Origin of the sequence: Methylocapsa sp. S129, assembly GCF_009765995.1 — a bacterium.
In the GTDB taxonomy this organism is placed as follows: Bacteria; Pseudomonadota; Alphaproteobacteria; order Rhizobiales; family Beijerinckiaceae; genus Roseiarcus.
Genome location: NZ_LMUI01000042.1, coordinates 1 through 24,417, shown reverse-complemented (window position 1 = coordinate 24,417; position 24,417 = coordinate 1). Strand labels below are relative to the sequence as shown.

Sequence of the window (24,417 nt, the reverse complement as noted above, 5' to 3'; positions counted from 1 at the left end):
CGGAGCCCCAGGATCAACCAATCCGCACTTTGGTATCGGACAGGAACGCGTATTCGGGAACTTCGAGATTGAGCGGCGCCGGTCCCTGACGGATGCGCCCGGAGGTATCATAGACCGACCCGTGACACGGACAGAGCCAGCCGTCATACTTGCCTTCATGGCCGAGCGGGACGCAGCCCAGATGGGTGCAAATGCCGACGACAACGAGCCATGGCGCCTTTTTGACGCGTTCGGCGTCGGTCTGCGGATCGCGCAATTCGCTAATCGGCGTATTGACCGCCTCGTCGATTTCCTTGGCGGTGCGGTGGCGAATGAACACCGGTTTGCCGCGCCACTTGACCGTGACGATCTGGCCTTCCTGGATGGCCGTGATATCGACTTCGATCGCCGCCAAAGCCAGCGTCGATGCGTCCGGATTCATCTGATCGATCAGCGGCCAGACGACCGCGCCAACGCCGACAGCGCCGACAGCGCCGGTAGCCAAGAACAGAAAGTCTCTGCGGTTCTGATCGACGATTGCCGCGCCTGACAAATGAACCCCCAATTTTTCCGGTCGCGCGTCGCCCTTCTCGAGCTACCCGCGCAGCGCCGCCCAAGCCGCACGTCATGCGCCTCAAAACGAATGTTTTAAGGCTCCGGCAGCGCCCAAACGGACCAAATTCACGCGCCCCAAAGCCACCTTGTTTGCGGCTATTTCGCACCCTTCGCTTTGGTTGTCCATAGTCCCATTGCGGGGCTGGGCGCGGCTTGTCGTCACGGCTGGAGGCGCGCCAAGGCCACGCCAATCGGCGCTCGCAGCAAGCAATGGCGCAATCCAGGCTTTCCCTCTTCCCCAACTCGCTCTAAAGGCGGGCGCGATGATCTTGTCCGCCGCTCCTCTTTGGCTCGCGCTTTACGAGCCCGACATCGCCCAGAATACGGGCGCTATGCTGCGCACCTGTGCGTGTTTCGGCGTGAGGGCCGCGATTATCGAGCCCGCCGGGTTTCCTGTGTCAGACCGTCATTTCCGCCGGTCCGGCATGGACTATCTCGATCATGTGGACATCGAGCGCCATGTTTCGTGGCGCGCTTTTTCGCAATGGCGGCGCACCGAAGCAAAGAGGCTGGTGCTTTTGACGACCAAAGCCGACGAATCGCTCTGGGACTTTGCTTTCCAGAGGAATGACGTCATCATGGTCGGGCGGGAATCGGCGGGCGTGCCGCAGGAGGTGCATGACGACGCCGACGCGCGCGTCCGCATCGCGATCCGGCCCCCCATGCGTTCGCTCAATGTGGGCGTCGCCGCGGCCATGGCGCTTGGCGAAGCGATACGTCAGATCGCGCCGCCGGGGGGAGCGACAGGATGACGCAGGCGGCTGGCGGCGTCGCCTCCCGATGAATGCCGCGGCGTCCGCCGTCTGTCGATCCTGGAACAAGAGCGAAATTTCCCGGCGTGACGGCGGCAATAGCCGCGACTTGTCTGTATAGGGTTAGGCGTTAGCGGGCGATGGGACGCACAAAAGCCCGGCGCATGCGACGGAGGGAACCATCGACTTGGACGAGAAAACGCGCATCCTTATCGCCGACGATCACCCGCTTGTGCTGGGCGCTCTGCGGCAAGCCTTGATCGGCGCCATCCGAGGCGCGGAGATTTTCGAGGCGGTCGATCTGGAGAGTCTGTCGGCGACTCTCGACAAGACGCCCGACATGGATCTCGTTCTGCTGGATCTCGCCATGCCTGGGGTGCGCGGATTTTCCGGGCTGATGTATCTGCGGGCGCAGCATGCAAGCGTGCCGGTCATTGTCGTCTCCGCCAATGAAGATCGCGCAATCATGCGCCATTGTCTTGATTTTGGCGCCTCGGGCTACATCCCCAAATCGCTCGATGTCGAGACGATGCGCGCCGCCGTTCGGACCGTGCTTGACGGCGGCCGATGGACGCCGCCCGATCTCGATCTTTCGACGCCCGACGATTCCAGCGCCCTCGTGCGGCGCCTTTCGTCGCTGACGCCGCAGCAGGTGCGCGTGCTGATGATGCTGTCCGAGGGGCTGCTCAACAAACAGATCGCCTATGAGCTTTCGGTGTCCGAGGCGACCATCAAAGCCCATGTTTCGGCGATTCTGCAGAAACTCGACGTCGAGAGCCGGACGCAGGCGGTGATCGCCGCCGCCAATATCGAAAAAGGTCAATGGCCCGCAAAATCGCAGTGAAAGCCGCATATGCAAAGACGCCATTGCGCGGGCCCGGGCCGCCAAACTAAACTCATCGGCGAGGGGCGCCATTCGAGCGCGAGTGCCGCGACGTGCGGCTCGTTTTGAAAGCAAAAGCAGGGAGCGCTTGGAAATGATCCGCACCGTCGAAACAAAGCCGTTCGCCGATCAGAAGCCGGGCACGTCGGGCCTGCGCAAAAAGGTTCCGGTTTTCCAGCAACCTAACTACGTCGAAAACTTCGTTCAATCCATTTTCGACTCGCTCGAAGGCTTCGCCGGCAAGACGCTCGTGGTGGGCGGAGACGGACGCTATTACAATCGCGAGGCGATCCAGAAGGTCATCAAGATCGCCGTCGCCAATGGCTTTGGGCATCTGGTTATCGGCAAAGGCGGCATTCTGTCGACGCCGGCCGTTTCCTGCCTCATTCGCGGACGCACGGCGTATGGGGGCATCATCCTGTCGGCGAGCCATAATCCAGGCGGACCGAATGGAGACTTCGGCATCAAATACAATATCGGCAATGGCGGGCCGGCGCCCGAAAAGATCACCGACGCAATATTCGCGCGCACCACGACCATCGACCATTACAAGATCGCCGATGCGCCCGATGTCGATCTCGACACGATCGGTGCGACAATCGTCGAGGGCGCCAAAGTCGACATCGTCGATCCCGTCACCGAATATTCCGCGCTGATGAAAACGCTGTTCGATTTCGACGCGATCCGCGCTTTGTTCGCTTCCGGCTTTCGCATGCGGTTTGACGCGATGCACGCCGTGACCGGCCCTTATGCGCACGCCATTCTTGAGGGCGAGCTCGGTTCGGGAGCCGGCACGGTGGTCAATGGCGTGCCGCTGCCTGATTTTGGCGGCCATCATCCCGATCCCAACCTCACCTACGCCAAGGAGCTCTACGATCTCATGATGTCGTCGGAGGCGCCCAATTTCGGGGCGGCCTCCGACGGCGACGGCGATCGCAATCTCATTATCGGACGCGGCATTTTCGTAACCCCGTCCGATTCGCTGGCCATGCTGGCGGCCAACGCCCGCCACGCGCCAGGCTACGCCAAGGGGCTGGCGGGCATCGCCCGCTCCATGCCCACCAGCGCCGCCGCCGACCGCGTCGCCGCCAAGCTTGGCGTGAAATGCTACGAGACCCCTACCGGTTGGAAATTTTTCGGCAACCTGCTCGACGCTGGCCTTGCGACGATTTGCGGCGAGGAGAGTTCGGGCACCGGCTCGAACCACGTGCGCGAGAAAGATGGCCTCTGGGCTGTTCTGCTCTGGTTGAACATTCTGGCCAAGCGGCGCATATCCGTGCTCGATCTGGCCCGCGAACATTGGTCGATCTATGGGCGCAATTATTACACGCGTCACGATTATGACGAGATCGATCTGACCGCCGCCAACGGCTTGATGGATGCGCTACGCGGCCAGCTTGCAAGCCTGCCGGGGACGAGCCGCGGCGTCCTTAAAATTCACGCCGCCGACGACTTCGAATATCACGATCCCGTCGATGGCTCCGACACCAAAGCGCAAGGCGTGCGCATCCTGTTCGAAGACGGTTCGCGTATTGTCTACCGGCTTTCTGGAACAGGAACGGCGGGCGCGACATTGCGTGTCTATATCGAGCGCTATGTGCCCGAGGACGGCAATCTGGGCGAGGAAACGCAAAGCGCGCTGGCCGATCTGATTGCCCTTTCGCATGAACTCGCGGGCATCGAACAGCGCACCGGGCGCAAGGCGCCGAGCGTGATCACATAGCGCGTCAAGCGGCCGGCGGTCCCAACGCGGCGAGCGCCGCCTCGAGAATCTCGTCGGAGAGAGCGGGATCGGTTTCTGCGACGCTTCTCGCCAGGGAACGGGCGCCCGCCAAAGTCGCAAATTGCGCGATGGCTTTCTCGCGCGCCTGTTTCTTTGCCGCGCCTTTCAATCCATCTCCGGCGCTCGCCCGCTCAAACGCCGCGAGGTAGCGACGAAAGCCGGACGCATATTCCTCGCGAACGGGCGCCGGCTGGCGCGAGACATCGCCGGCGAAGGCGACCATGGGACAGGCGGTCGCCGAGTAGTCCCGCACTTTTTTGGAGACATAGCGGCGCCTATAGGCGTCGAACGCCTGCATTCTTTCCTCAGGTGCGGCGATCGTGGCGATCGCCTCGATCGCCGCCACGGACTGTTCGAAAACAAACGCGCAGGCGGCCGCTTCGAGATCGTCCTTGGAGCCAAAATGATTGTAAAATCCGCCATGCGTAAGGCCGGCGGCGTGCATGAGGTCGGCAACGCTGACCTTATCGAAACCCTTTTCTCTAAACAGCGCCGCGGCGGTTTCGACGACCCGCGTCTTGTTCGCGTCGACCTGCTGCTTGGTGATTCGCATGACTTCGTCCGCTCGAATTTGACGCCCAGCTTATGATGACGTATATCATCATTGAATAATGACGCCCATCATCAAAAACTAAGCCGATCGCGCCCTTTTCGCAAGCGGCCGACGCGGGACGGAGTCCACCAATGTTCGCACAAGCGCTCGCGCAGCGGCTCTCCCGCTATGGCGTCCACTATGGTTGGGTGGTCATCGGCGTCACATTCCTGACCGCCTTGACAACCGCGGGCGCTGTCGGCGTGCCGGGCGCGCTGATCCTGCCCCTGACCAAGGAATTTGGTTGGGACACCGCTCAGATTTCCAGCGCATTGGCGATCCGGTTGGTGCTGTTCGGGCTGATGGGGCCTTTCGCCGCCGCCCTCATCGAGCGTTATGGCGTGCGTCGGATCGTTCTCTCCGCCATTAGCCTGATCGTTGTGGGCCTTTTGCTTGCGCTCATCATGAGTCAAGCTTGGCATCTCATCGTATTGTGGGGGTTGGTCGTCGGCGTGGGCACCGGCCTCACCGCGATGGTTCTGAACGCCATTGTTGCGACGCGCTGGTTCACCCATCGGCGCGGCCTTGTGCTGGGCATGCTGACGGCGAGTTCGGCGACCGGGCAACTGGTGTTCTTGCCGCTCGCCGCCTGGCTCGTCGAACATATCGGCTGGCGCTACGCCCTCGCCCCCTCAGTGATCGGCCTGTTGATCGCGGGCGTGCTGGTGACGCTGTTCATGTGCGACCGGCCCTCCGATGTCGGGCTCGCGCCCTATGGCGAGGCAGCGCCCGCGCCCGGCCAAAGCTTGACCGCGCCACCGCCTGCGGCGGCTTTCGGACGGGCTTTCTCGGTGCTCAGCGAAATCTCGACGAGCCGCACCTTCTGGATTCTGTTCGCGACCTTCTTCATCTGCGGGCTCAGCACGAATGGCCTCGTTCAGACGCACTTCATCTCGCTTTGCGCCGATTATGGCATGCCCGCGGTCGCGGCCGCCTCGACGCTGGCGATGATGGGCGTATTCGATTTCTTCGGGACGATTGCCTCGGGCTGGCTTTCCGATCGCTACGACAATCGCGCGCTGCTGTTCTGGTACTATGGCTTGCGCGGGCTCTCGCTGCTCTATCTGCCCTATTCGACCTTCACCTTCTACGGTCTGTCGCTGTTCGGAGCGTTCTACGGCCTCGACTGGATTGCGACGGTCCCCCCCACCGTGCGGCTCAGCGCGCAGGCTTTCGGCAAGGAAAGGGCGGGCATCGCCTTCGGCTGGATATTCGCGGCGCACCAATTGGGCGCGGCGACCGCCGCTTTCGGCGCCGGATTGTCGCGCAGCATCTTGCTGAGCTATCTCCCCGCCTTTTTCGCAGCGGGCGCCATGTGTCTCGTCGCCTCCGCCATCGTCTGGCTGATCCGCCTGAACCCTGCGGCCCGCAGCGCCTCGGCGTGAGGCGCTCGTTGCGGGCCCGGCCGTCGCCGGGACCGAGCCCCGCCCGCAGCGACGGTTCCCGGACGGACGCAAGGATGGCGGCTGTCCCTCGTGCCGCTCCGCCCCCAATTGTTGGCGCGTTAAGTATTTTCCCTAGCAACCAACCCGCTGGTGCATCGCCGCGCACAGATTCTTAATCACCTGATGTGTAGATCGGCGGATATTTGCATGGAGATGCCGCGATGCACGCCTGGTCGTTTTTCAAGCGCTCGGTGATGAGCGTCTGGTATTTGTACGTTAAGGCCCTCAACAGGCTTTGGCCTTCGATAACGCTTGAGGGCAAGCGGCTGGTCATATTTCCCGGCGTCTACAAGCCTCTCGAAAACGAGCCGGCTTGCGCCGAATATTGCCAGGATGGCGATAGAGTTTTGGACCTCGGCTGCGGCAGCGGCGTATGCGGCGCATTCTGCGCGCCCAAGGCCCACGAAGTCATCGCCGTCGACATCAGCGCGGCGGCAGTCAGGAACACCGAGGAAAACTGCCGGCGGCTCGGACTTCGCAATGTCACGGCTTTGCAGAGCGACATGTTCTCGCGGGTCGAGGGTAAGTTCGACCTCATCCTCGCCAATCCGCCCTACATCGCGGCCGACTTCAAGAGCGAGGAGGCGCAGTTCGCCACTTCCGTGCGCTATCTTCCCCTGCTCTTCACCGGGGTGAAAGAGCACCTCACAAGCGATGGCCGCCTCCTCGTGCAATTCCCGATCTGGTTCCGGAAACGGATTGAGAAACTGGCCGCCGGTCACGGCCTGCAGGTAATCGCTGTCCGGCGGCTGCCGCGCAAATCCCTCGGCCTTTCGCTACTGAGCCTCGCCTATATGCAAGTCGGTTGGCGATCGGCGTATTTTCTGATTCAGCCGCTGTCGGCTGAACGCGTGGCGCTGGCGGCGTAAAGGGCGATTTGGATCGCGAGACTTCCAAGATCCGGGTCCCATTCGGCTAAGACATTATCCGCAAGGATGATTTGCCGCCGACCGGATCGCAATGCGCCGCGCATCAGCGGAATTGATAGTTCAAGCCGACGCGGACGGTGTTGACGCCCAGGGCGCCCGTCGAATGGGCGATTGTCGCGGTCGTGCCGTCGGTTAAAAGGCCTGATCCCGTCCCGCTCGATGCCGAAAATTGCGAGCGGAGATATTCTATTTTCGTCGACCAGTTCGCGTTCAACGCATATTCGACGCCCGCCCCGAGGACCCAGCCGGTCTTGATCGCCTTGATCGAAACATTTTCATTTTCGTCGAAAGTGTCGGTAAAGACGCTCGCATAATTGATGTGCGTGAAGGCGACGCCTCCGGTCGCAAAAATCATCAGCCGATCGACTGGGGTGAGGCCGACCCTCCCGCGCAGGGAGCCGTACCAGTCCGTTTTGAATTCCTGCGCGATGCTATAGACGCCGCCCACGACCGGAATGGCGCCGCCATTGGTCATGGACCCCGACAGCCCACTCCAGTCGGCGTCGCCTTCGACGCCGACGACGAACAAGTCCGACGCTTGCCAATTGTAGCCAAGCTCGGCGCCAACCAGACTGCCCCGGAGACCCAAAGGCTGCGAGCCGGAAGCGTCGACAGTGGGAATGATCGGTGGAAGCCCGCTCAGCGTCGCGGAAGAGATGCTGTAGCCGCCCGTCGCGCTGGCCCAGCTATAGCCCGCGTCAACGCCAAAATAGGCGCCGGTCCAGGTAAACGACGCAGGCGCTGGCGGCGGCGGCGGCGACTCCCAGTTCGGCAAATCCGCCGCTAGCGCCGACCGGCCGATGGTCATCGCCAAGAAACCGACGCCCAGGGTAGATTTCAAGCGCATGACGGTTCCTGTAAATCATTTGTTTAGAACGTTTCGTTCATGGCCAATTTCTCCCAAGATGAATAATTGTTGGTTAATGCGGGCGTGTCCGCGGACGTTCGTGTTACAATAATAGGGTTGAAGAGCGAGCCAGCCTGACCGGCGCGTCAGATTGTGGCGCCCGTGCGCAACATTGGAACGCGCCAAACGCCCAGATCTCGTCAGTGGGCGCCCTGATAGCCCGCGCGCCCATTGTTGGCGCCGAACGAAGGCTCAGCCTCTGAAGGCGCCGTGCCGATCATGTAGCGCATCCGCAAAACGCGCGCGATCATCTCCGGCACCTGCTCGGCAGGCTGCGGAACGCCGAACAGGAATCCTTGCACCTCGGTGCAACCTTCAACGGACAGTTCGCGCAATTGCTCCGCCGTTTCAACGCCCTCGCCCGTCGTTGTGAGGCCGAGGCTCGCACCTATGCTGACGGCGGCTTGTACGATCGCGAGACTGACCTCTTTGAACGCCATTTCCTGAATCAAGGACTTGTCGATCTTGACCTTGTCGAACTGAATCGAACGCAGATAACCTAGGCCGGAGTAACCAGTGCCAAAGTCGTCGAGCGAAATGCGAACGCCTAACTGACGAAGATCGCTAAGCATGGCGAAGGTCTTGGGATCATTCCCCATCAAGACGGATTCGGTGATTTCCAATTCGAGGCGCGCGGGGGGAAGACCCGATGAATCCAGCGCGCCTTTGACCAAAGCCACCAGATTCTTGTCGCGGAACTGAATAGCGGAAAGATTGACGGCGACCTTGAGGTCGGCGGGCCAGCGCATCGCTTCCGCGCAAGCCTTGCGCAAGACCCATTCGCCCATCGGAATGATCAAGCCGGTTTCCTCGGCCAGGTCAATAAACTCGACCGGCGACAGCAGACCCCGCTCCGGATGCCTCCAGCGCAGCAGAGCCTCAAAGCCCGAGAGCCGTCGCTGGCTGAGATTCACGATGGGCTGATAAAACAGTTCGAAATCGCCCTGCGCCAGCGCGCCGCGCAAAGCAAGATCGAGCGTCCGACGCGCCTGGGCGACCGTATCCATATCGGGATGAAAGAGCCAATATTGTCCGCGGCCTCCCGCCTTGGCCCGGTACATCGCCAGATCGGCCCGCTTCATGAGCGTGATCGGATCAACTTGATCCCGCTCCGACAAGGCGATTCCGATGCTGGCGCCAATGAAAACCTGATGGCCGTCGACGACATGGCATCCGCTGATGACCTCGATCAGCCTTCGCGCAAGGGCGATCGAACTGGCCTCGACATCGACAGAGACATGAAGGATGGCGAATTCGTCGCCGCCGAACCGTGCGACGAAGTCTTCGGGCCTGAGCGTCCCGTGGATACGCGCCGCCACTTCTTTCAGCAGCCCATCCCCGACCGAATGGCCAAGCGTGTCGTTGACATTCTTGAACCCATCCAGATCGATAAACAAAACGGCATAGCCGACCTGGGCGTCGCGCCCGCGGTTTGAGATCGATTGCAGTCTCGACTCGAAATGGAACCGGTTCGCCAACCCCGTCAGCGTATCGTGATGAGCCAGATAGGCGATCCTGTCTTCGGTCGCGACCCTGCGCGCGACTTCCTCTTGAATCGTCGCATTGGCCTCGATCAATTGGGCGCTGCGCTCGGAAACGCGTCTTTCAAGCTGGTTCTTGGCGTTCCCTAGCGCATCGTTCGCGCTCAATAATTCCAACCCGGCGCGGCGATGCGCGATTTGCTTGGTGACGCGGGCCAATGCGACAGCGAAATCGACGGGCTTTGTGATGTAATCGTTGGCGCCGAGTTGCAACGATTCCACAATATTCTCGGATTCCGTCTTCGCCGTGACCATAATGACAGGCAGAACCGCCGCCGAGCGCGTGGCGCGAATTCGGCGCAGCACTTCCGCGCCGTCAAGGCCTGGCATCATCGCATCGAGAAGCACCACATCGAAAGTCTGCTCTTCTATCGCCTGAAGAGCCTTCAAACCATCTTCGGCTTCGACAATTTCAAAGCCGCGCCGCTGGAAACGCCTTGCGAGCACGATACGATTGTCGGCCACGTCGTCTACAATGAGAAGGCGTGGGATCGATTTGGTTTCACTCTCGCGAGAATCGCCAGGCGATGCATTCGAGAGTAGCGATAGCGCGCTCATTTATTGTCTCTTTCCTCAGGCGGACAGAGCGAACTCTTCCAATTCGTCGTTTTCGGAATCGCGATAGAAGGCCGCGGCATTCGTCTCGGGCAGGCTTGCGGGAACCCGGATCGTGAAACAAGCGCCGTGCCCGAGCTCGCTGTCGATCGATATGCCCCCGCCCATCAACGCGCACAGCCGCTGGGTCAAAGCGAGACCGAGCCCCGTCCCCTCGCCGGCGCGATTCAACGCGACATCGATCTGACGATAGTCTTGGAAAAGCGTTTTCAGGTTTTGCGCGCTTATGCCGATCCCGGTGTCGCGGACTGCGATTTCGATCCAATCCGCTCCCGCGGCGCGATAGCTCCGCGCCGAAAGAGTCACGACGCCGCGATTGGTGAACTTCGCGGCGTTGCTCATCAGATTCAAGATCGCCTGACGCATTTTCGTCTCGTCGGACTCCATAACGCCGACAGCCGGATCAACGCTAAGCACGAGCTGATTGTGGTTTCGCGCCAGAAGCACCTGCGATGTCGCCGCCACATCGTCGATTAATCTGGGCAGGCTGAACCTCTCGACATTGAGTTGCAGCGCGCTCGTCTCGATCTGCGAGATATCGAGCACGTCAGCGACGAGGGAGAGCAAATGTTTCCCGGCGGCGTTGATCCTCCCAAGATCCTGGCGTCGCTGGGGATTGGTTGCAGGCTCGCAATCCTCGAGCAGAATTTCGCTATAGCCGATCACGGCGTTGAGCGGCGTTCGCAGCTCGTGACTCATCTTCGCCAGAAAGATCGATTTGTCCTTATTGGCCTTCTCGGCCTTGTCCTTGGCGTGCAGAAGGCGTTCGGCCGTATTGCGGTGACGCAGCACTTCGCGCTGCAAGGCGGATTCCGAGGCCAGTAAAAGCCCGTAATAGATCGCGACCCACGCCATATAGAGCGTGGCGCTGGCCACCGAGACAAGTCCGACAACCGACATGCGCTCCATGGGCACCCTGTCCGGCAATGAACCCGCCGCGTACCAGAAAGCCAGAAAGACAGCGAAGTTGGCGACAAAAATTCCCAATACGCTGAGGGGCCGATCGCTGAGATAGAAAAGTCCGTTGAGCAGCGCAATCAGCAGCCATGGCAGAAATGGGGAGCTCACGCCGCCGTAGAAGTAAGCGCCAAACAGCGTCACCGCGATCAACGTTTCCACGGAGATCATTGCGACCAGGAGGAGACTGCCGGTCATCTTCAAAAGAAACGGCAGGGCCGCAAAAAGGCCGATGCCCAGGGCGATCACGACGATATGGGAATCGGGTCTTGGATCGGCCAGAAACAAAAACGCAGCGATCGACTGGCCGGTGACCGGTCCGACCAAATGGGTGAAAACAAAAGTTCGAGCGCGGCCCAGATCCGATCGGGTCCGCTTGGCGCGTTCGGGGATGAACCAATCGATGAAGCGTAACGCGATAGTCAGCATTGCGGCTTGCCCTAAAGAAACGAGTTTTCCGCCCTAACGGAACGATATTTCAAATTCTAACCTGACCGCGGCCGGTGAATTTTGTATTTCGATATGGCAATTGTCAGACAGAATATCGGATTGCCTATCGCTTTCAGAATGAATGGTTACTGAGTGGTTTCGCCATTTTTATTATATTGTTAGGCTTTTTTCGTGTGATAACTCGGTATTACTTTCTTCACCATTTTGCTTAGCGGGATAGTAATTCGAGAAATTCATAATGGCCACGCATAACGCTAGGTCACCCCATGTCTTTCATCGATTCCGCGGATCGCATCGTCGACTGGTTTATTCCAGCGCGCCTCCTTGCAGAACGGGAGATGCGCACCCGGGCGCGCATGTTTCTCATCAGTCATTTGTTCGGGCCTATTCTTGGCAACGTGATCCCCGGCTATCTCTTTTGGCTGGAGCCGCATCCTGGCGCTACGCTTCTTATTCTCGCGCTGTCGATCACCGGCTTTTGGGTGTTTCCGTTCCTGCTGAAATTCACGGGCCGTTACGTCCTGCTTAGTTACTTGTCCGTGCAGAACCTTCTCTTCGCCATCCTTTGGGGCTGCTATTTCTACGGCGGCGCGTCGTCTCCCTTCCTTCCCTGGCTGGTGACGGTTCCGTTGCTCGCGTTCTTTTATCTGGGCGCCAGCGTTCGCAATTGTTTCATTCTGCTGCTCCAGATTTGCGTGAGCTTGGGAAGTTTTTCGGAATTCTACCTGCTCGGCGGCAGCTTTCCGACCACCATTCCCCTCTCGCAGATGCAAGGAATTGGCGTCATCTCGATCATCAGCGCGTCGATTTACGTCGCGATGATGGCGCTGTTCTACACCAAGATCCTCGCGTCGCAGACCGAGGTCGAGGCCGAGCTCAACAAGCATCTCGAAACCAGCGCCCAGCTTCGCGCCGCGGCGCTGCAGGCGGAACGCGCGGGCGTCGCCAAAGCCGCCTTTCTCAACAGCATGAGCCACGAATTGCGCACGCCGTTGAATGCGGTGATCGGCTATAGCGAAATGCTCATCGAGGACACCGACCCGGTTGCCGATCCCACGTCTTTGGAAGATCTGGGCCGAATCCGCGCCGCCGGGCGCAACCTCCTTTCGCTCGTGAACGCGATCCTGGATCTGTCGAAGATCGAAGCAGGCAAGATGGAAATATTCCGCGAGCCCGTGGATATGGCGAATTTGGCGGCGCAGCTCGAGGCGCACTGGAACAGGAGCGACAATAATGGCGGCAATCGTGTTTCGGCGCGCCTGGTCGGAGAACGCCGTTATGCCGAGACCGACCCCGCCAAGCTTGAAAGAATAGTCAACGAACTGATCGAGAATGCGGTCCGTTGCACGAAAGACGGAGCGATCGAGATCGTCATCGATACAAGCCGAAGTCAAGGCGACGACGGCGAAGGCTGGCTGTCGATCGATGTTCGCGACACCGGCGTCGGGATCGCCGCCGAGAGCATTCCCAAGCTGTTTGAGGTTTTCGTCAATCGCGAAGATGCGACGGCGAGCAACTACGGTTCGGCGGGCCTTGGACTGCCGCTATGCGACAGGTTCTGTCGATTGCTAGGAGGAGCTCTCACCGTCGTCAGCGAGCTCGGGAAGGGCTCCACATTTACAATTCGCCTGCCTCAAGGCCGCGCAACACACAGCGAGGCCGCCGACAATGTCCTTGCTGAAGCGGCGTAGGGATAAGTCGATGCGCAAGATCCTTCTTGTCGAAGACAACGAGTTGAACCGGGACATGTTGAGCCGAAGGCTGTCGCGCTCCGGCTTCTGCGTCGTCGCCGCGGTCGATGGACCCGAAGGGGTTCGAATGGCGCGCGACGAACAACCGGACCTCATTCTGATGGATGTCGCTCTGGGGGCGATGGACGGGTGGCAGGCGACGCTCATTATCAAAGCCGACCCGACATCGGCATCCAAACCAATCATCGCGCTGACCGCCCATGCGCTTGAAAGCGACCGTAGACGCAGCGCCGAAGTCGGCTGCGCCGACTTTGACACCAAGCCCGTGGATTATCCACGGCTGCTTGAAAAGATTGAACGGCTGCTCCCCAAGGCGGTTGGCTAGACGAGACCCGGAAAGAGCAAGAAAACGGAAAAAAGGATCGGACAATGTTAAAGTCTGAGTTGGCCGCCCTGCCTGAAACTTTGAAAGGCAGCCTGCGCGAGTACAGAGTCGTCGAGGGGGCTGATCTGCTCGCGCGTGTCGACGGCTTCTATAAATGGCAAGACGCGCGGCGCCGGGAGGGCTACTGGCCCTATGGCCGTTCGACCGACACGGGGCCCAGGGCGGTTTGCGATGTCGCCGACGACGCCGGTCTCGCATCCGAGGGCGTCAATTTCGGTTCTCAGGACTATCTCGGCCTTTCGGGCCATCCCGCCATTCGCGAAGCCGCGCATGCCGCGATCGACCGGTACGGGGTACACAGCGCCGGATCCGCGGCCTTCATGGGCAATACCGGTCATTCGATCGCGCTCGAAAAGAAGATCTCGGAATTTCTGGGCATGGAGCGGGTCGTGCTCTATCCCACTGGCTACGCGGCTGGCGCGGGCGTCATCAAGGGACTGGTGCGCTCAGGCGACTATGTCGTGATGGATGCGCTGGCCCACGCGTGCCTACAGGACGGCGCGGCGTCGGCGACGAAGAACGTCTACCTGTTCCGCCATCTCGAGATTGAATCGGCGCGCCGCTGGCTGGCGCAAATTCGAGCCAAGGACACGACAAACGGCATTCTCGTCGTCACCGAAGGCCTGTTCTCCATGGATTCGGATACGCCTGACATTATGGCGATGCAGGATCTCTGCCACGAATTCAACGCCACGCTGATGGTCGATGTCGCCCATGATCTGGGTTGTCTTGGCGAGGACGGCCGCGGCCATATCGGCATGCAGAAAATGCTCGGCAAGGTCGACATCGTGATGGGCAGCTTTTCCAAGACTTTCGCCTCCAACGGCGGATTTGTCGCGTGCCCCTCGCGCAGCGTGCAGCAATATTTGCGCTATTTCTCGACGCCGGGAACGTTCTCCAACGCGCTCTCGCCTATTCAAGCCGCCGTCGCGCTCAAAGCCTTCGAAATCGTCGATTCCGCCGAAGGGCGCAAGCTGCGCCAGTCGCTGATGGCGAACATTCTCGCCCTGCGCAGCGGATTGAAAAAAAGGGGGCTTGAGGTCTACGGCGATCCCTCGGCGATCGTCGCGGTGAAGATGGGAACCGAAGCGACCGCTCGTCTCGTCAGTCGGCAATTGATCGACCTCGGCCTTGTGGCCAATATGGTCGAATATCCGGCGGTTCCCAAAGGCGCGGCTCGATTCCGCCTTCAGGTGATGGCCAACCACACAAATCTGCAAATCCAGGCGGCCATCGCTTGCATGAAAGCGGGCCATGAAATCGCCGCTCTTGAACTTGAGGAGATTCTTCAACCCGAGATGCGCGCGGTCGCATGATCGAAATTGGAAATGAGGGAACCCGCCAAAACCGCAGGCGACGGAGTCGGCATCGGCCTTCTCGCCCCGCGACCATTGGGTTTGGCCTCAAGCGTTTGATTTGAGTTCGTGGGAATTCGGCGGACGCTTTCTCGGGAAACCAATTTTCCAACAACTTCAAACGTATCCCGAATATAGTAAATATAAGTAACGTTTTGCATTGTATTAACCAAGAAAATTTTTAACTCTGGCCAGCAATTGATCGCTACGAATTGTCGAAAATGCAACCAATAGGCGCAAGTATCCTCTAAGATAGCTTTCGCGGGACGAAAATTCGATATTTCTCGATTTCTCCTCTCCCCTGAAACGCGCAGAGGGCCACAATGCGCAGCGAAACGATTTCGATCCACGGCGGCTTTCAATGCGACCCCGAGACCAAGGCGGTCGCCGTGCCGATCTATCAGAATGTCGCCTATGAATTCGAAAGCGCCGATCACGGCGCGGCTCTTTTCAACCTCGAGGCCGAGGGCTACCGCTACTCGCGCATCAGCAATCCGACCACCGATATTCTTGAGCGCCGCGTCGCCGAACTCGAAGGCGGGGTCGCCGCGCTGAGCACGGCTTCGGGCCAGGCGGCGATGTATTATGCGATCGTCACGCTGGCCGATCGCGGCGGCAATATCGTCACGACGCCGCAACTTTATGGAACGACGCATACGCTGTTCGCCCATACGCTGCGCCGGCAGGGCGTCGAGGCGCGCTTTGCGGCAAACGATAGCGCGGAAGCAATCGAGCACCTGATCGACGACAATACGCGCGCGGTGTTTTGCGAGACCATTGGCAATCCCGCCGGCAATATCTGCGATATCGAAGCGATCGCCAAGGTCGCTCACCGGCATGGCGTGCCGCTTGTCGTCGACAATACAGTCGCGACGCCGATCCTTCTGCGCCCGATCGAGCATGGCGCTGATATCGTCGTGCATTCGCTGACGAAATTTATGGGCGGCCACGGCGTGGCGATGGGCGGCGCGATCGTCGATGGCGGCGCCTTCGATTGGACGCGTCACGCCAAGCGTTTCCCGATGTTCAGCGAGCCTGATGAATCCTATCACGGACTCGTTTATACCGAGCATTTCGGCGCCCAGGCTTTTGTCGCGCGTTGCCGCAGCGTCTATCAGCGCACGACGGGCGCCGTGCTGGCGCCGATGAGCGCCTTCTTGTTGCTGCAGGGCATCGAGACGGTCGCGCTGCGCGTCGAGCGCCATGTCGAAAACGGCCGCAAGGTCGCCGAATTCCTGCGCGCCGACCCGCGCGTCGACTGGGTCAATTACGCCGGTTTCGCCGACAGCCCGTTTTATCCGCTGACGCAGAAATATCTCTCGGGACGCGCATCGTCGCTGTTCACCTTCGGGATAAAGGGCGGGCTCGAAGCCGGTAAAACCTTCTATGACGCTCTCAAGCTGGTGAAGCGCCTCGTCAATATCGGCGACGCCAAATCGCTCTGCTGCCATCCGGCTTCGACGACCCACCGGCAGATGACGCCGGACGAGCAATTAAAGGCGGGCGTTCGCCCCGAGACGATCCGGATAAGCGTCGGCATCGAGCATGTCAGCGATATTATCGAAGATCTCGATCAAGCGCTCGCGGCGGCCGCCGTCACGCGCCCCTCGCTTGCGGCGGAGTGAGCGAGATGCCTGTCACCGTCGAACGCCTTCCCCCCACGGGCGTCGCGCAACTGGGCAATATGCGCGAGCGGCGCGTGCGGCGCGGAACGATTCGCGATCGCGGCAAGACGATCGAGATCGGGCTCGTCAACAACATGCCGGATGCGGCGCTTCTGGCGACAGAACGGCAGTTTTTCAGCCTTCTGGACGCTGCGTGCGGTTCCACGGACGTCCGGCTGCACCTTTTTGCGCTGCGCGACGTTCCGCGATCCGACGAGGCGCGCGGCGCGCTGGCGCGCACCCATCAGGACGCCGGTCAGCTTCGCAGCAAGCGTCTTGACGCATTGATCGTGACCGGCGCCGAGCCTGTTGCGCCCACACTCGCCAAAGAGCCCTATTGGCGCGCTCTGACCGCGCTCATCGATTGGGCTGATTCCAATACGGTTTCGACAATTCTTTCGTGCCTGGCGGCGCATGTCGGCGTGCAGCATTTCGACGGGATAGAGCGCCAGCCATTGCCCGCCAAATGCTCAGGATTATTCGCCTTCGAGACCGTCGCGAGAGACAAGCTTGTGTCGGATCTGAGCTCGGGCGTGTTGACGCCCCATTCGCGCCGCAACGGACTGAGCCAGCAAGATCTGGTCGACCGGGGCTATCAGGCGCTCACTTATGATTCGGAAATCGGCGTCGACATCTTCATCAAGCAGAAGCAAAGCCTGTTCGTTTTCCTGCAAGGCCATCCCGAATACGAAGACGATTCGCTCGCGCGCGAATATCGCCGCGATATGAACCGATTCTTGCGGGGCGAGCAGGATGCGCTGCCCGCCATTCCCCATGCTTATTTTCCCGTCCAGGTCGAGCGCGCCCTGGCCGCCTTCGCGGAACGCGCATGGCTGGAGCGGCGTCCCGAACTGATGGCGGCGTTCCCCGATGCGGGCGGATTCGGCCCCGGCCATGCGCCATGGCGCAAATCCGCGATCCAGCTTTATCGCAATTGGCTCGACATCATCGCGGAGCGCAAGGCGGCGCTGCTCGAGGATGCGCCGATTGCCGTGGCCCGGTGGGGCGGATAGAAGGACGGCGGCAAATGGCCTATTTGGAAAGTCCACCCCTTGATGCCCGGACGGAACGGTTGAGCGGCGCGACGTCCGAACGCGAAGGCGCCGCCTTTCGCCTCGCGATGCGGGAATTCGCCAATGGCGTCGCTCTGGTCACCACCGGGCGCGGCGCACAGCGGACCGGCTGCACCGCCACCTCTTTGTGCTCGCTATCGCTCGACCCGCCTTCGTTGCTCGTTTGCATCACTTTAACGTCTTCGACTCTCGCCGCGCTGCGGGTCAACAAGACGTTCGGCATCAGCATTCTCGCCGGCCCCCACGAAAATCTCGCCGATCGCTTTTCGGGGCGCAGCGGCGTGAAGGGCGCGGCGCGCTTCGCGGGAGCCGACTGGATGACGCTCGTCACCGGCGCGCCGCTGCTGCGCGAGGCCCTCGCCTGCATCGACTGCAACGTCGAGGAGGTGCTTGAGCGCCATACTCACGCGATCGTTATCGGCCGCGTCGCGGCGGTGCATCGCGGTAGCGGCGCGCCGGCGCTTGTCCATTGGCGCAGCCAGTTCCAGCAACTCGACTGAAGTTGAGGGCGCGGTTTGGGCGGCTCAATGGACCCGGTTGAATCGCGCAAGCCGGAAGCAGCAGCGCCTCCGCGCCCGCCCGGTCGCCATTCGACGCCTGCTCGAGACTGGATGCGCGCGCTTGAAGCGACCGCGCGCGCCGCCGATGATCCGACGCGAACCCTTCCCGTCGTTATCGGCGAACTCGGCCGCAGGCTTGGCGACAGACCCGCGCTGCTCAGCGAACGCGAGACGATGAGTTTTGCGGCCCTGGCGCAAAGGATGAACCGATATTCCCGCTGGGCGATCGGCGAAGGCGTCGAGCCTGGCGCGACGGTCTGCCTGCTCATGCCCAATCGGCCGGAATATCTCGCGATCTGGCTCGGAATCGCGCAAGTCGGCGGCATCATCGCGCTGCTCAACACGAATTTGACCGGCCAGGCGCTGGCCCATTGCATCGCGGTCGCCGCGCCAAGCCACGTCATCGTTGCGGCGGAACTCGCGCAATCGTTCAGCGCCGCCGCCCTCCATCTGGCCGCAGCGCCAAAGGTTTGGCTGCATGGCGAAGCGCCTTTGGCCGCCGCGCGCATCGACATCGCCATCGATGCGCTTGATGGCGCCGATCTCTCGGCCGCGGAGAAGCGCGACGCGCGCCATGCCGATCGCGCGCTTTTGATCTACACATCCGGCACGACCGGACTGCCGAAAGCCGCCCATGTCAGCCACCATCGCATCGTGATGTGGAGCTATTGGTTCGCCGGCCTCGCCGACATCCAGGCGGACGACCGCATGTATGACTGCCTGCCGCTCTATCACAGCGTCGGCGGCATCGTGGCGACCGGCGCGGCGCTCGTCAGCGGCGGCTCTGTCGTCGTGCAGGAGCGCTTTTCGGCACGCCAGTTCTGGGACGACATCGCGCGTTGGGATTGCACTTTGTTCCAATATATCGGCGAACTCTGCCGTTACCTCAATGCGGCGGCGCCCCATCCCGGCGAGCGGGCGCATCGTCTGCGGCTCGCATGCGGCAATGGCATGAGCGCCGATGTCTGGCGCGCCTTCGAGAAGCGCTTCGCCATTCCGCGCGTCCTGGAATTCTACGCGGCGACCGAGGGGAATTTTTCCCTTTACAATGTCGAGGGAAAGGTCGGCGCGATCGGAAAAATCCCGAGCTTTCTGATGGCGCGCAATCCTGTCGCGCTGGTGAAGTTCGATTTCGACAACGACCAGCCGCTGCGCGGCGCCGACGGATTCTGCGTGCCCTGCGAACGCAATGAACCGGGCGAGGCGATCGGCCGGATCGCCCGGGACAGCCGCGATCTGTCCGCCCGTTTCGAGGGCTATACCAGCAGCGCCGATACGGAAAAGAAAATCCTGCGCAATGTCTTTTCGCCGGGCGACGCCTTCATGCGCAGCGGCGATCTGATGCGCGTCGACGAGCAAGGCTTTTATTATTTCGTGGATCGTATCGGCGACACTTTCCGCTGGAAGGGCGAGAATGTCGCGACCCTCGAAGTCGCCTCCGTTTTATGCGCCTGCCCTGGCGTCGCCGAAGCCGCCATCTATGGCGTCGCGGTTCCCGGCGCCGAGGGGCGCGCGGGAATGGCTCTGCTCGGCGTTGAAGGCAAACTCGACCTTGCCGAAGTGGCGCGCCATCTGCGCGCGCTGCCAGACTATGCCCGCCCATTATTCCTGCGCGTCAGGCGCAGGCTCGAAGTCACCGCGACCTTCAAACACAAGAAGCATGATCTGGCCAACGAGGGTTTTGATCCCGGCCGCATCGCCGATCCACTCTACGTGTTTGATCGCGCGCAAGACGCTTATGTCGCGCTTGATCGCGATCGTTTCGCCCGAATCAAAGACGGCGCTATCCGGCTTTAGGCCGCGAGGCACTTTGAATATCGCCGATTGCGAGGCCGCACGAGCTGAGAGACGGCGCGCCAACGCCCTTGACAAGCAGCAAATTCAAACGCGACAACCTGCTGACGTTAGCTGTCGACGGCATGATGCGTCAGGAGATTTTTATGGCCCGCAAGCATACGCCATATTACCACCAGTTCATGGCGCTCGGCGCTGAAATGGTGGACCGCATCGGCTTCGATTCGGCGTTTAAATTCACCTCGGTCGAGAACGAGCATCTCGCGACCCGCAACCGCGCCGGACTCTACGACGTCTATTATCAGGTGCTCGTCGACATCAAAGGGGCCGATGCGGAGAAATTGCTGCAGCGCGTGCTGGTCAACGACGTCGCGCGCATGAGCGACAGCAAGGTGCTGTATTCCTCACTGTGCAATGACGCAGGCGGCATGATCGATGATCTGACCTGCTTCCGGCTGTCCGCGACACATTTCTGGCTATGCCCCACCCCGTCGCGGGTGGATCGCGTCACGGCCTATTTGACGGAGCAGGCCGAATCTCTCAACGCCGGCGTCACCAATCTGGGCGCCGGGCGCGCTTTCATCTCGGTGCAGGGGCCGCTATCGCGCAGCATTTTGGCGCCGCATACGGATGCGGACATTTCAAGCGCGGCTTTGCCTTATTATAGTTTTACCCGCGGCGTGGTCGCCGGCGTGCCGGACACGATCATCTCGCGCACCGGCTATTCCGGCGAGCTTGGCTTCGAACTCTTCTATCCCGGCGAATATTCCCACCACATGTACGCCGCGCTGCTCGCCGCCGGACGGGAATTCGGGATGGAGCCATGCGGTCTGGGCGCATTGCGGAGCGTGCGCATCGAGAAACGCTACCCGCTCTATGGTCTCGACGTCGACGAGACGACCAACCCGATCGAGGCCGGCCTCGGCTGGACCGTGCGGTTCGACAAGGGCGACTTCATCGGCCGCAACGCCCTCGCCCGCCAAAAGGACAAGGGGGTCAGTCGCCAATTGGTCATGGTGGCGTTTCCCGATCTCGCCGTCGTTCCCGCGGCGGGCTGCGCCATCACAATCGGTGAGCGCACCGTCGGCAAGGTGACATCGGCGGATCGCGGCTACTTCCTCGGCAAGAGTCTGGCGCTCGGCTATGTCACCCCCGACGTCGCCACGGCAGGGACCAAAGTCTCAGTCATCGATGCGGCCGGGAAAAGGCTGGATGGCGAAATTCATCTGAAGGCGCCCTACGACAGCGGGATGTCGCGTCTGAAAGCTTAAGCATCGGACAGTCGATCGGGATGGCTGAATGGCGTCCGATCACCGGAGGCGTGGAAGTCGCGGATACGCCGTCAATGGCGCGCGGATAGTTGAGGGCTTATGCAGATCGACGGCGAAGAGCGTGCGCTCGCAATCCATGTCGAGGGCGAAGATCCCGCGCCTTGGCTGGAGGCGTTCCACACGGCTTTCCCTGATTGGCGGGTGCTTCGAAGCGATCAGATCGACGCGGGGGCGACCGACCAGGTCGCCGTGGTGGTTGTATGGGCGCCGCCGTCCGGATTCCTCGGTCAATTTCCAAATCTGAAACAGATCTTTTCAATCGGCGCCGGCACGGATCATCTCAGCAGCGATCCCTCGCGCCCTTTGAGGGTGCCGGTCATTCCACGTCAGGAGCCCGCATCGACGCGCGCGATGGCTGAATTCGTTTTGATGCAGGCGCTCTTGCATCATCGGCGGGTCGGCGACAGCATCATGCACCGGTCAGCCAAGCGCTGGGAACCAGAGCCGAGGGGCCCGGTGGCGGGCTGCCGCATCTCAATTCTTGGCTTTGGACCGATGGCGCAAGCGACGGCTGAATTGCTCGTTCAGTTCGGCTGCCGGGTCACCGCATGGTCCCGCACGCCGAAGTCGAGCGCAATCGTCAACGTCCTGTCGGGCTGGAGCGCCCTCGACGCGATGTTTCAGAACCCGGACCTACTGATCAACCTGCTGCCCTCCACAGACGAAACGCGCGGGCTCATCGATGAGCGGCGACTGAGCCTCTTGCCGCGCGGCGCAGGGTTCATCAACGTCGGGCGCGGCGACGCGGTCGAGCAATCGGCGTTGCTGCGCCTCCTCGATTCCGGCCATCTGTCGCTCGCCTCGCTCGACGTGCTGCGGTCGGAGCCTCCACCCGCGAACGATCCGGTCTGGACGCATCCGCGCGTGATCCTGACGCCGCACGTCGCAAGCTCGCCAATCCCCGCGGGATACGCGGCTTGGGTCGCAACAAAGATTTCGTTGTGAAGATTTCACACGGTCAAAGAAACATTCACTCCGCGGCGACGCTCCGCAGCGGGCCGCGATCGCCCAATTCGTCGCGCACCATATCCTGAAAGCCCTTCACGGCAGCCTCGTATTTGGGCGATAGCGGACCGCGCTCGTAAACGCCTGCGTTCAGGTTGCGCTGTACGCCGGTGATGATGGCGAGATCCTCCGACACGATCTCGGCCGACCATTCGGCGGACTTTCGATTCTCCTCCGCCTTCTCGGGCGAGACATCGGTGAAGAAATACCAGTTGATGTGCCTGATGGCGCCCGCGCCGAGCGGTTCGATCGTCGCAATCGAGCTGCCCCAGTCATACAGGTTCAGCATCAGCGACGGGAAGCGATAGAAATAGAGCCCGCGCGTCAATCCGCCGTCGCGCTTGGGCGCATGCAGGTGAAAGAACTTCTCCCGCTGGTAGGTGTCGATCCGGTAATTGTCGATGTCCATGGCGGCGCAAAGGCCTGGATGCATCGTCCGGCAATGGTAGCATTCGAGATAATTCTCGCCGTAGACTTTCCAGTCGACCGCGCAATCACGGTTCTTCGACATGAAATAATGCTGCTGTTCGAGCGGGTAGTCGGCCGCCATGTCGTGGATGGGCCCGAGCCACTCGACCAAGCCGGGGCCGCCCCGTTTAACCCGCAGGAAGATCAGGCCGCGCCACTCCTCGGCGTCGAGCGCATGAAGACTCCAGGCTTCCGGATCGAAGCTCGCATCCGAACCGAAATCGACAGCCTTGTTGAGGCGTCCGTCGCGCGTGTAGCTCCAGCTATGGTAGGGGCACACGAGGAGCTTGCCGCACTGGCCGCTGGCGTCCGCGAGAAGCTGAGCGCCGCGATGCCGGCAGACATTATGGAAGGCGCGCACCCGCCCACGGTCGTCGCGCATGGCGAAAACCGGATAGCCCGCCACCGTGCCCGTCACATAGTCGCCTGGTTCCCGCAGCCGCTCGGACCAGGAAAACAGCATCCAGTTCCTCGCAAAAATCTCCTTCCGCTCACGTTGGAAGAGGGCGGGATCGCGATAGTCGCTGGAGGATAACGTCCAATCGAAATCGGCATTGTTGGTGGCAATCATGGTCGCAGGTCCCCTCGAGCGAAGAGCTGGCGGAAAGGCATGAGATCACGTCCGATAGGACGGGTCCAGAGCGTCAAGCATGCGCAGATGCGCCGCCCATTCGAGTTGCAGATCGCCGTCGTCGAAGGCCATCTGGTCATATTGCTTGCCGACTCTTTCGCAGACCTCTTTGGGCGGAACGACAAGTTTGGCGCCCATCGACAAGGTGGAGACCTGCACCTCGCAGGCGAGATTCAAATAGAACATCAGGCTGAAGGCTTCGGCGACCGTACGTCCGACCGTCAGCAGGCCATGGTTGCGCAGGATCACGCCGCAAAAAGCGCCTAAATCCTTGATGATGCGCTGGCGCTCGTCGAGATCAAGGGCGATGCCCTCATATTCGTGAATCCCCAGGCGGCCGTAAAATTGCAACGCGATCTGGCTGATCGGCAGCAGGCCGCCTTCGACCGCCGACACCGCCATGCCGGCGCGCGTGTGGGTGTGGATGACGCAGGCGGCGTCGTGCCGCGCCATATGGACGGCGCTGTGGATGGTGAAGCCGGCTGGATTGACGCGGTGCGGGCTGTCGCCGATCTTTTGGCCGTCAACATCGATCTTCACGAGGGACGAGGCGGTGATCTCTTCCCAACGGTAGCCGTAGGGGTTGATGAGGAAATGACCGGGCTCGCCGGGCACGCGCGCCGTCGAATGGGTATAGATGAGGTCGGTCATCTTGTAATGCGCGAGCAGACGATAGCAGGCCGCGAGCTCCACGCGCTGCGCCCATTCGGCGGATTGCTTTTCGATCTTCAGGCTGGCGACCGTCATCGGGTTCTCCTCGTTCGATCGGACTTCTCTGGCGCGCTGCCCGGATTCATGCCGCGACCGAGGGCTTGGCGCCATCGCCTTCGATCGCGCCGGCCCAACATTTGGCCGCCCATTCCTTCAGGAGAAGGGCCTCGCTCCAGCGATCCGACAATTCGTCTCCATTGGCGTCGGTGATCGCATAGTCGCGCGGTCCAAGCTCGCACAG

Annotated in this window: 21 protein-coding genes; 14 read left to right on the top strand and 7 right to left on the bottom strand. The window is 61.1% G+C overall.

All coding sequences use genetic code 11. The features are described 5' to 3' along the window. Nucleotides 1-13 precede the first annotated feature (13 nt). Nucleotides 14-532 (bottom strand): ubiquinol-cytochrome c reductase iron-sulfur subunit, encoded by a 519-nt coding sequence (petA, locus tag GSQ90_RS20715; RefSeq protein WP_246731696.1) that lies wholly within the window; start codon nucleotides 530-532, stop codon nucleotides 14-16. A gap of 325 nt (nucleotides 533-857) precedes the next feature. On the opposite strand from petA, the gene GSQ90_RS20710 reads away from it, so the two are divergent. From GSQ90_RS20710 to GSQ90_RS20700, 3 genes are all read left to right on the top strand, one after another. Further along, nucleotides 858-1,346 carry a tRNA (cytidine(34)-2'-O)-methyltransferase gene (locus GSQ90_RS20710; RefSeq protein ID WP_158816803.1) on the top strand — a complete coding sequence of 163 codons (489 nt, stop codon included), beginning with the start codon at nucleotides 858-860 and terminating at the stop codon, nucleotides 1,344-1,346. 187 nt (nucleotides 1,347-1,533) lie between these two features. Beyond that, complete coding sequence (locus GSQ90_RS20705; protein ID WP_158816802.1) at nucleotides 1,534-2,190, top strand: response regulator transcription factor; 657 nt, start codon at nucleotides 1,534-1,536, stop codon at nucleotides 2,188-2,190. Nucleotides 2,191-2,323: 133 nt separating this feature from the next. Beyond that, nucleotides 2,324-3,952 carry an alpha-D-glucose phosphate-specific phosphoglucomutase gene (locus tag GSQ90_RS20700; protein WP_158816801.1) on the top strand — a complete coding sequence of 543 codons (1,629 nt, stop codon included), beginning with the start codon at nucleotides 2,324-2,326 and terminating at the stop codon, nucleotides 3,950-3,952. A 4-nt stretch (nucleotides 3,953-3,956) separates the two neighbouring features. Here the strand turns inward: GSQ90_RS20700 and GSQ90_RS20695 are convergent, their stop codons facing one another. Further along, nucleotides 3,957-4,565, bottom strand: coding sequence for a TetR/AcrR family transcriptional regulator (locus tag GSQ90_RS20695; RefSeq protein WP_158816800.1), 609 nt, complete (start codon nucleotides 4,563-4,565; stop codon nucleotides 3,957-3,959). A gap of 131 nt (nucleotides 4,566-4,696) precedes the next feature. On the opposite strand from GSQ90_RS20695, the gene GSQ90_RS20690 reads away from it, so the two are divergent. Then, a complete protein-coding gene (locus tag GSQ90_RS20690; protein WP_158816799.1) occupies nucleotides 4,697-5,989 on the top strand; it encodes an MFS transporter in 1,293 nt (430 codons plus the stop codon). Between the two features lie 221 nt (nucleotides 5,990-6,210). Beyond that, nucleotides 6,211-6,918 carry a methyltransferase gene (locus tag GSQ90_RS20685; RefSeq protein ID WP_158816798.1) on the top strand — a complete coding sequence of 236 codons (708 nt, stop codon included), beginning with the start codon at nucleotides 6,211-6,213 and terminating at the stop codon, nucleotides 6,916-6,918. Nucleotides 6,919-7,021: 103 nt separating this feature from the next. Here the strand turns inward: GSQ90_RS20685 and GSQ90_RS20680 are convergent, their stop codons facing one another. The 3 genes from GSQ90_RS20680 to GSQ90_RS20670 form a co-directional block, all read right to left on the bottom strand. Further along, a complete protein-coding gene (locus GSQ90_RS20680; RefSeq protein WP_158816797.1) occupies nucleotides 7,022-7,825 on the bottom strand; it encodes an outer membrane protein in 804 nt (267 codons plus the stop codon). 200 nt (nucleotides 7,826-8,025) lie between these two features. Then, complete coding sequence (locus GSQ90_RS20675; protein ID WP_158816796.1) at nucleotides 8,026-9,984, bottom strand: bifunctional diguanylate cyclase/phosphodiesterase; 1,959 nt, start codon at nucleotides 9,982-9,984, stop codon at nucleotides 8,026-8,028. Nucleotides 9,985-9,999: 15 nt separating this feature from the next. Then, the gene (locus GSQ90_RS20670; protein ID WP_158816795.1) at nucleotides 10,000-11,427 is read right to left on the bottom strand and encodes a HAMP domain-containing sensor histidine kinase; all 1,428 of its coding nucleotides are present in this window, start codon (nucleotides 11,425-11,427) and stop codon (nucleotides 10,000-10,002) included. Nucleotides 11,428-11,714: 287 nt separating this feature from the next. On the opposite strand from GSQ90_RS20670, the gene GSQ90_RS20665 reads away from it, so the two are divergent. The 9 genes from GSQ90_RS20665 to GSQ90_RS20625 all read left to right on the top strand — a co-directional run bounded on the left by GSQ90_RS20665 (nucleotide 11,715) and on the right by GSQ90_RS20625 (nucleotide 22,306). Beyond that, a complete protein-coding gene (locus GSQ90_RS20665; RefSeq protein WP_158816794.1) occupies nucleotides 11,715-13,139 on the top strand; it encodes a HAMP domain-containing sensor histidine kinase in 1,425 nt (474 codons plus the stop codon). A 10-nt stretch (nucleotides 13,140-13,149) separates the two neighbouring features. Further along, nucleotides 13,150-13,524: a response regulator gene (locus GSQ90_RS20660; RefSeq protein ID WP_158816793.1), complete on the top strand. Its 375-nt coding sequence runs from the start codon at nucleotides 13,150-13,152 to the stop codon at nucleotides 13,522-13,524. A gap of 44 nt (nucleotides 13,525-13,568) precedes the next feature. Continuing rightward, a complete protein-coding gene (locus GSQ90_RS20655) occupies nucleotides 13,569-14,900 on the top strand; it encodes an aminotransferase class I/II-fold pyridoxal phosphate-dependent enzyme (protein ID WP_246731695.1) in 1,332 nt (443 codons plus the stop codon). A 362-nt stretch (nucleotides 14,901-15,262) separates the two neighbouring features. Further along, nucleotides 15,263-16,564, top strand: coding sequence for an O-acetylhomoserine aminocarboxypropyltransferase/cysteine synthase family protein (locus tag GSQ90_RS20650; RefSeq protein ID WP_158816792.1), 1,302 nt, complete (start codon nucleotides 15,263-15,265; stop codon nucleotides 16,562-16,564). A 5-nt stretch (nucleotides 16,565-16,569) separates the two neighbouring features. Continuing rightward, complete coding sequence (locus tag GSQ90_RS20645; RefSeq protein ID WP_158816791.1) at nucleotides 16,570-17,616, top strand: homoserine O-succinyltransferase; 1,047 nt, start codon at nucleotides 16,570-16,572, stop codon at nucleotides 17,614-17,616. Between the two features lie 14 nt (nucleotides 17,617-17,630). Continuing rightward, complete coding sequence (locus GSQ90_RS20640) at nucleotides 17,631-18,176, top strand: flavin reductase family protein (RefSeq protein WP_158816790.1); 546 nt, start codon at nucleotides 17,631-17,633, stop codon at nucleotides 18,174-18,176. Between the two features lie 27 nt (nucleotides 18,177-18,203). Next, nucleotides 18,204-20,033, top strand: coding sequence for a long-chain-acyl-CoA synthetase (locus GSQ90_RS20635; protein WP_158816789.1), 1,830 nt, complete (start codon nucleotides 18,204-18,206; stop codon nucleotides 20,031-20,033). A gap of 143 nt (nucleotides 20,034-20,176) precedes the next feature. Then, on the top strand, nucleotides 20,177-21,301 hold the full coding sequence (locus tag GSQ90_RS20630; protein ID WP_158816788.1) for an aminomethyltransferase family protein: 1,125 nt from the start codon (nucleotides 20,177-20,179) through the stop codon (nucleotides 21,299-21,301). 99 nt (nucleotides 21,302-21,400) lie between these two features. After that, nucleotides 21,401-22,306 (top strand): NAD(P)-dependent oxidoreductase, encoded by a 906-nt coding sequence (locus GSQ90_RS20625; protein ID WP_158816787.1) that lies wholly within the window; start codon nucleotides 21,401-21,403, stop codon nucleotides 22,304-22,306. A gap of 25 nt (nucleotides 22,307-22,331) precedes the next feature. Here the strand turns inward: GSQ90_RS20625 and GSQ90_RS20620 are convergent, their stop codons facing one another. Both GSQ90_RS20620 and GSQ90_RS20615 read right to left on the bottom strand, forming a co-directional pair. Further along, complete coding sequence (locus GSQ90_RS20620; protein WP_158816786.1) at nucleotides 22,332-23,405, bottom strand: aromatic ring-hydroxylating dioxygenase subunit alpha; 1,074 nt, start codon at nucleotides 23,403-23,405, stop codon at nucleotides 22,332-22,334. A 45-nt stretch (nucleotides 23,406-23,450) separates the two neighbouring features. Then, the gene (locus tag GSQ90_RS20615) at nucleotides 23,451-24,212 is read right to left on the bottom strand and encodes a class II aldolase/adducin family protein (protein WP_158816785.1); all 762 of its coding nucleotides are present in this window, start codon (nucleotides 24,210-24,212) and stop codon (nucleotides 23,451-23,453) included. Nucleotides 24,213-24,417: the final 205 nt, after the last annotated feature.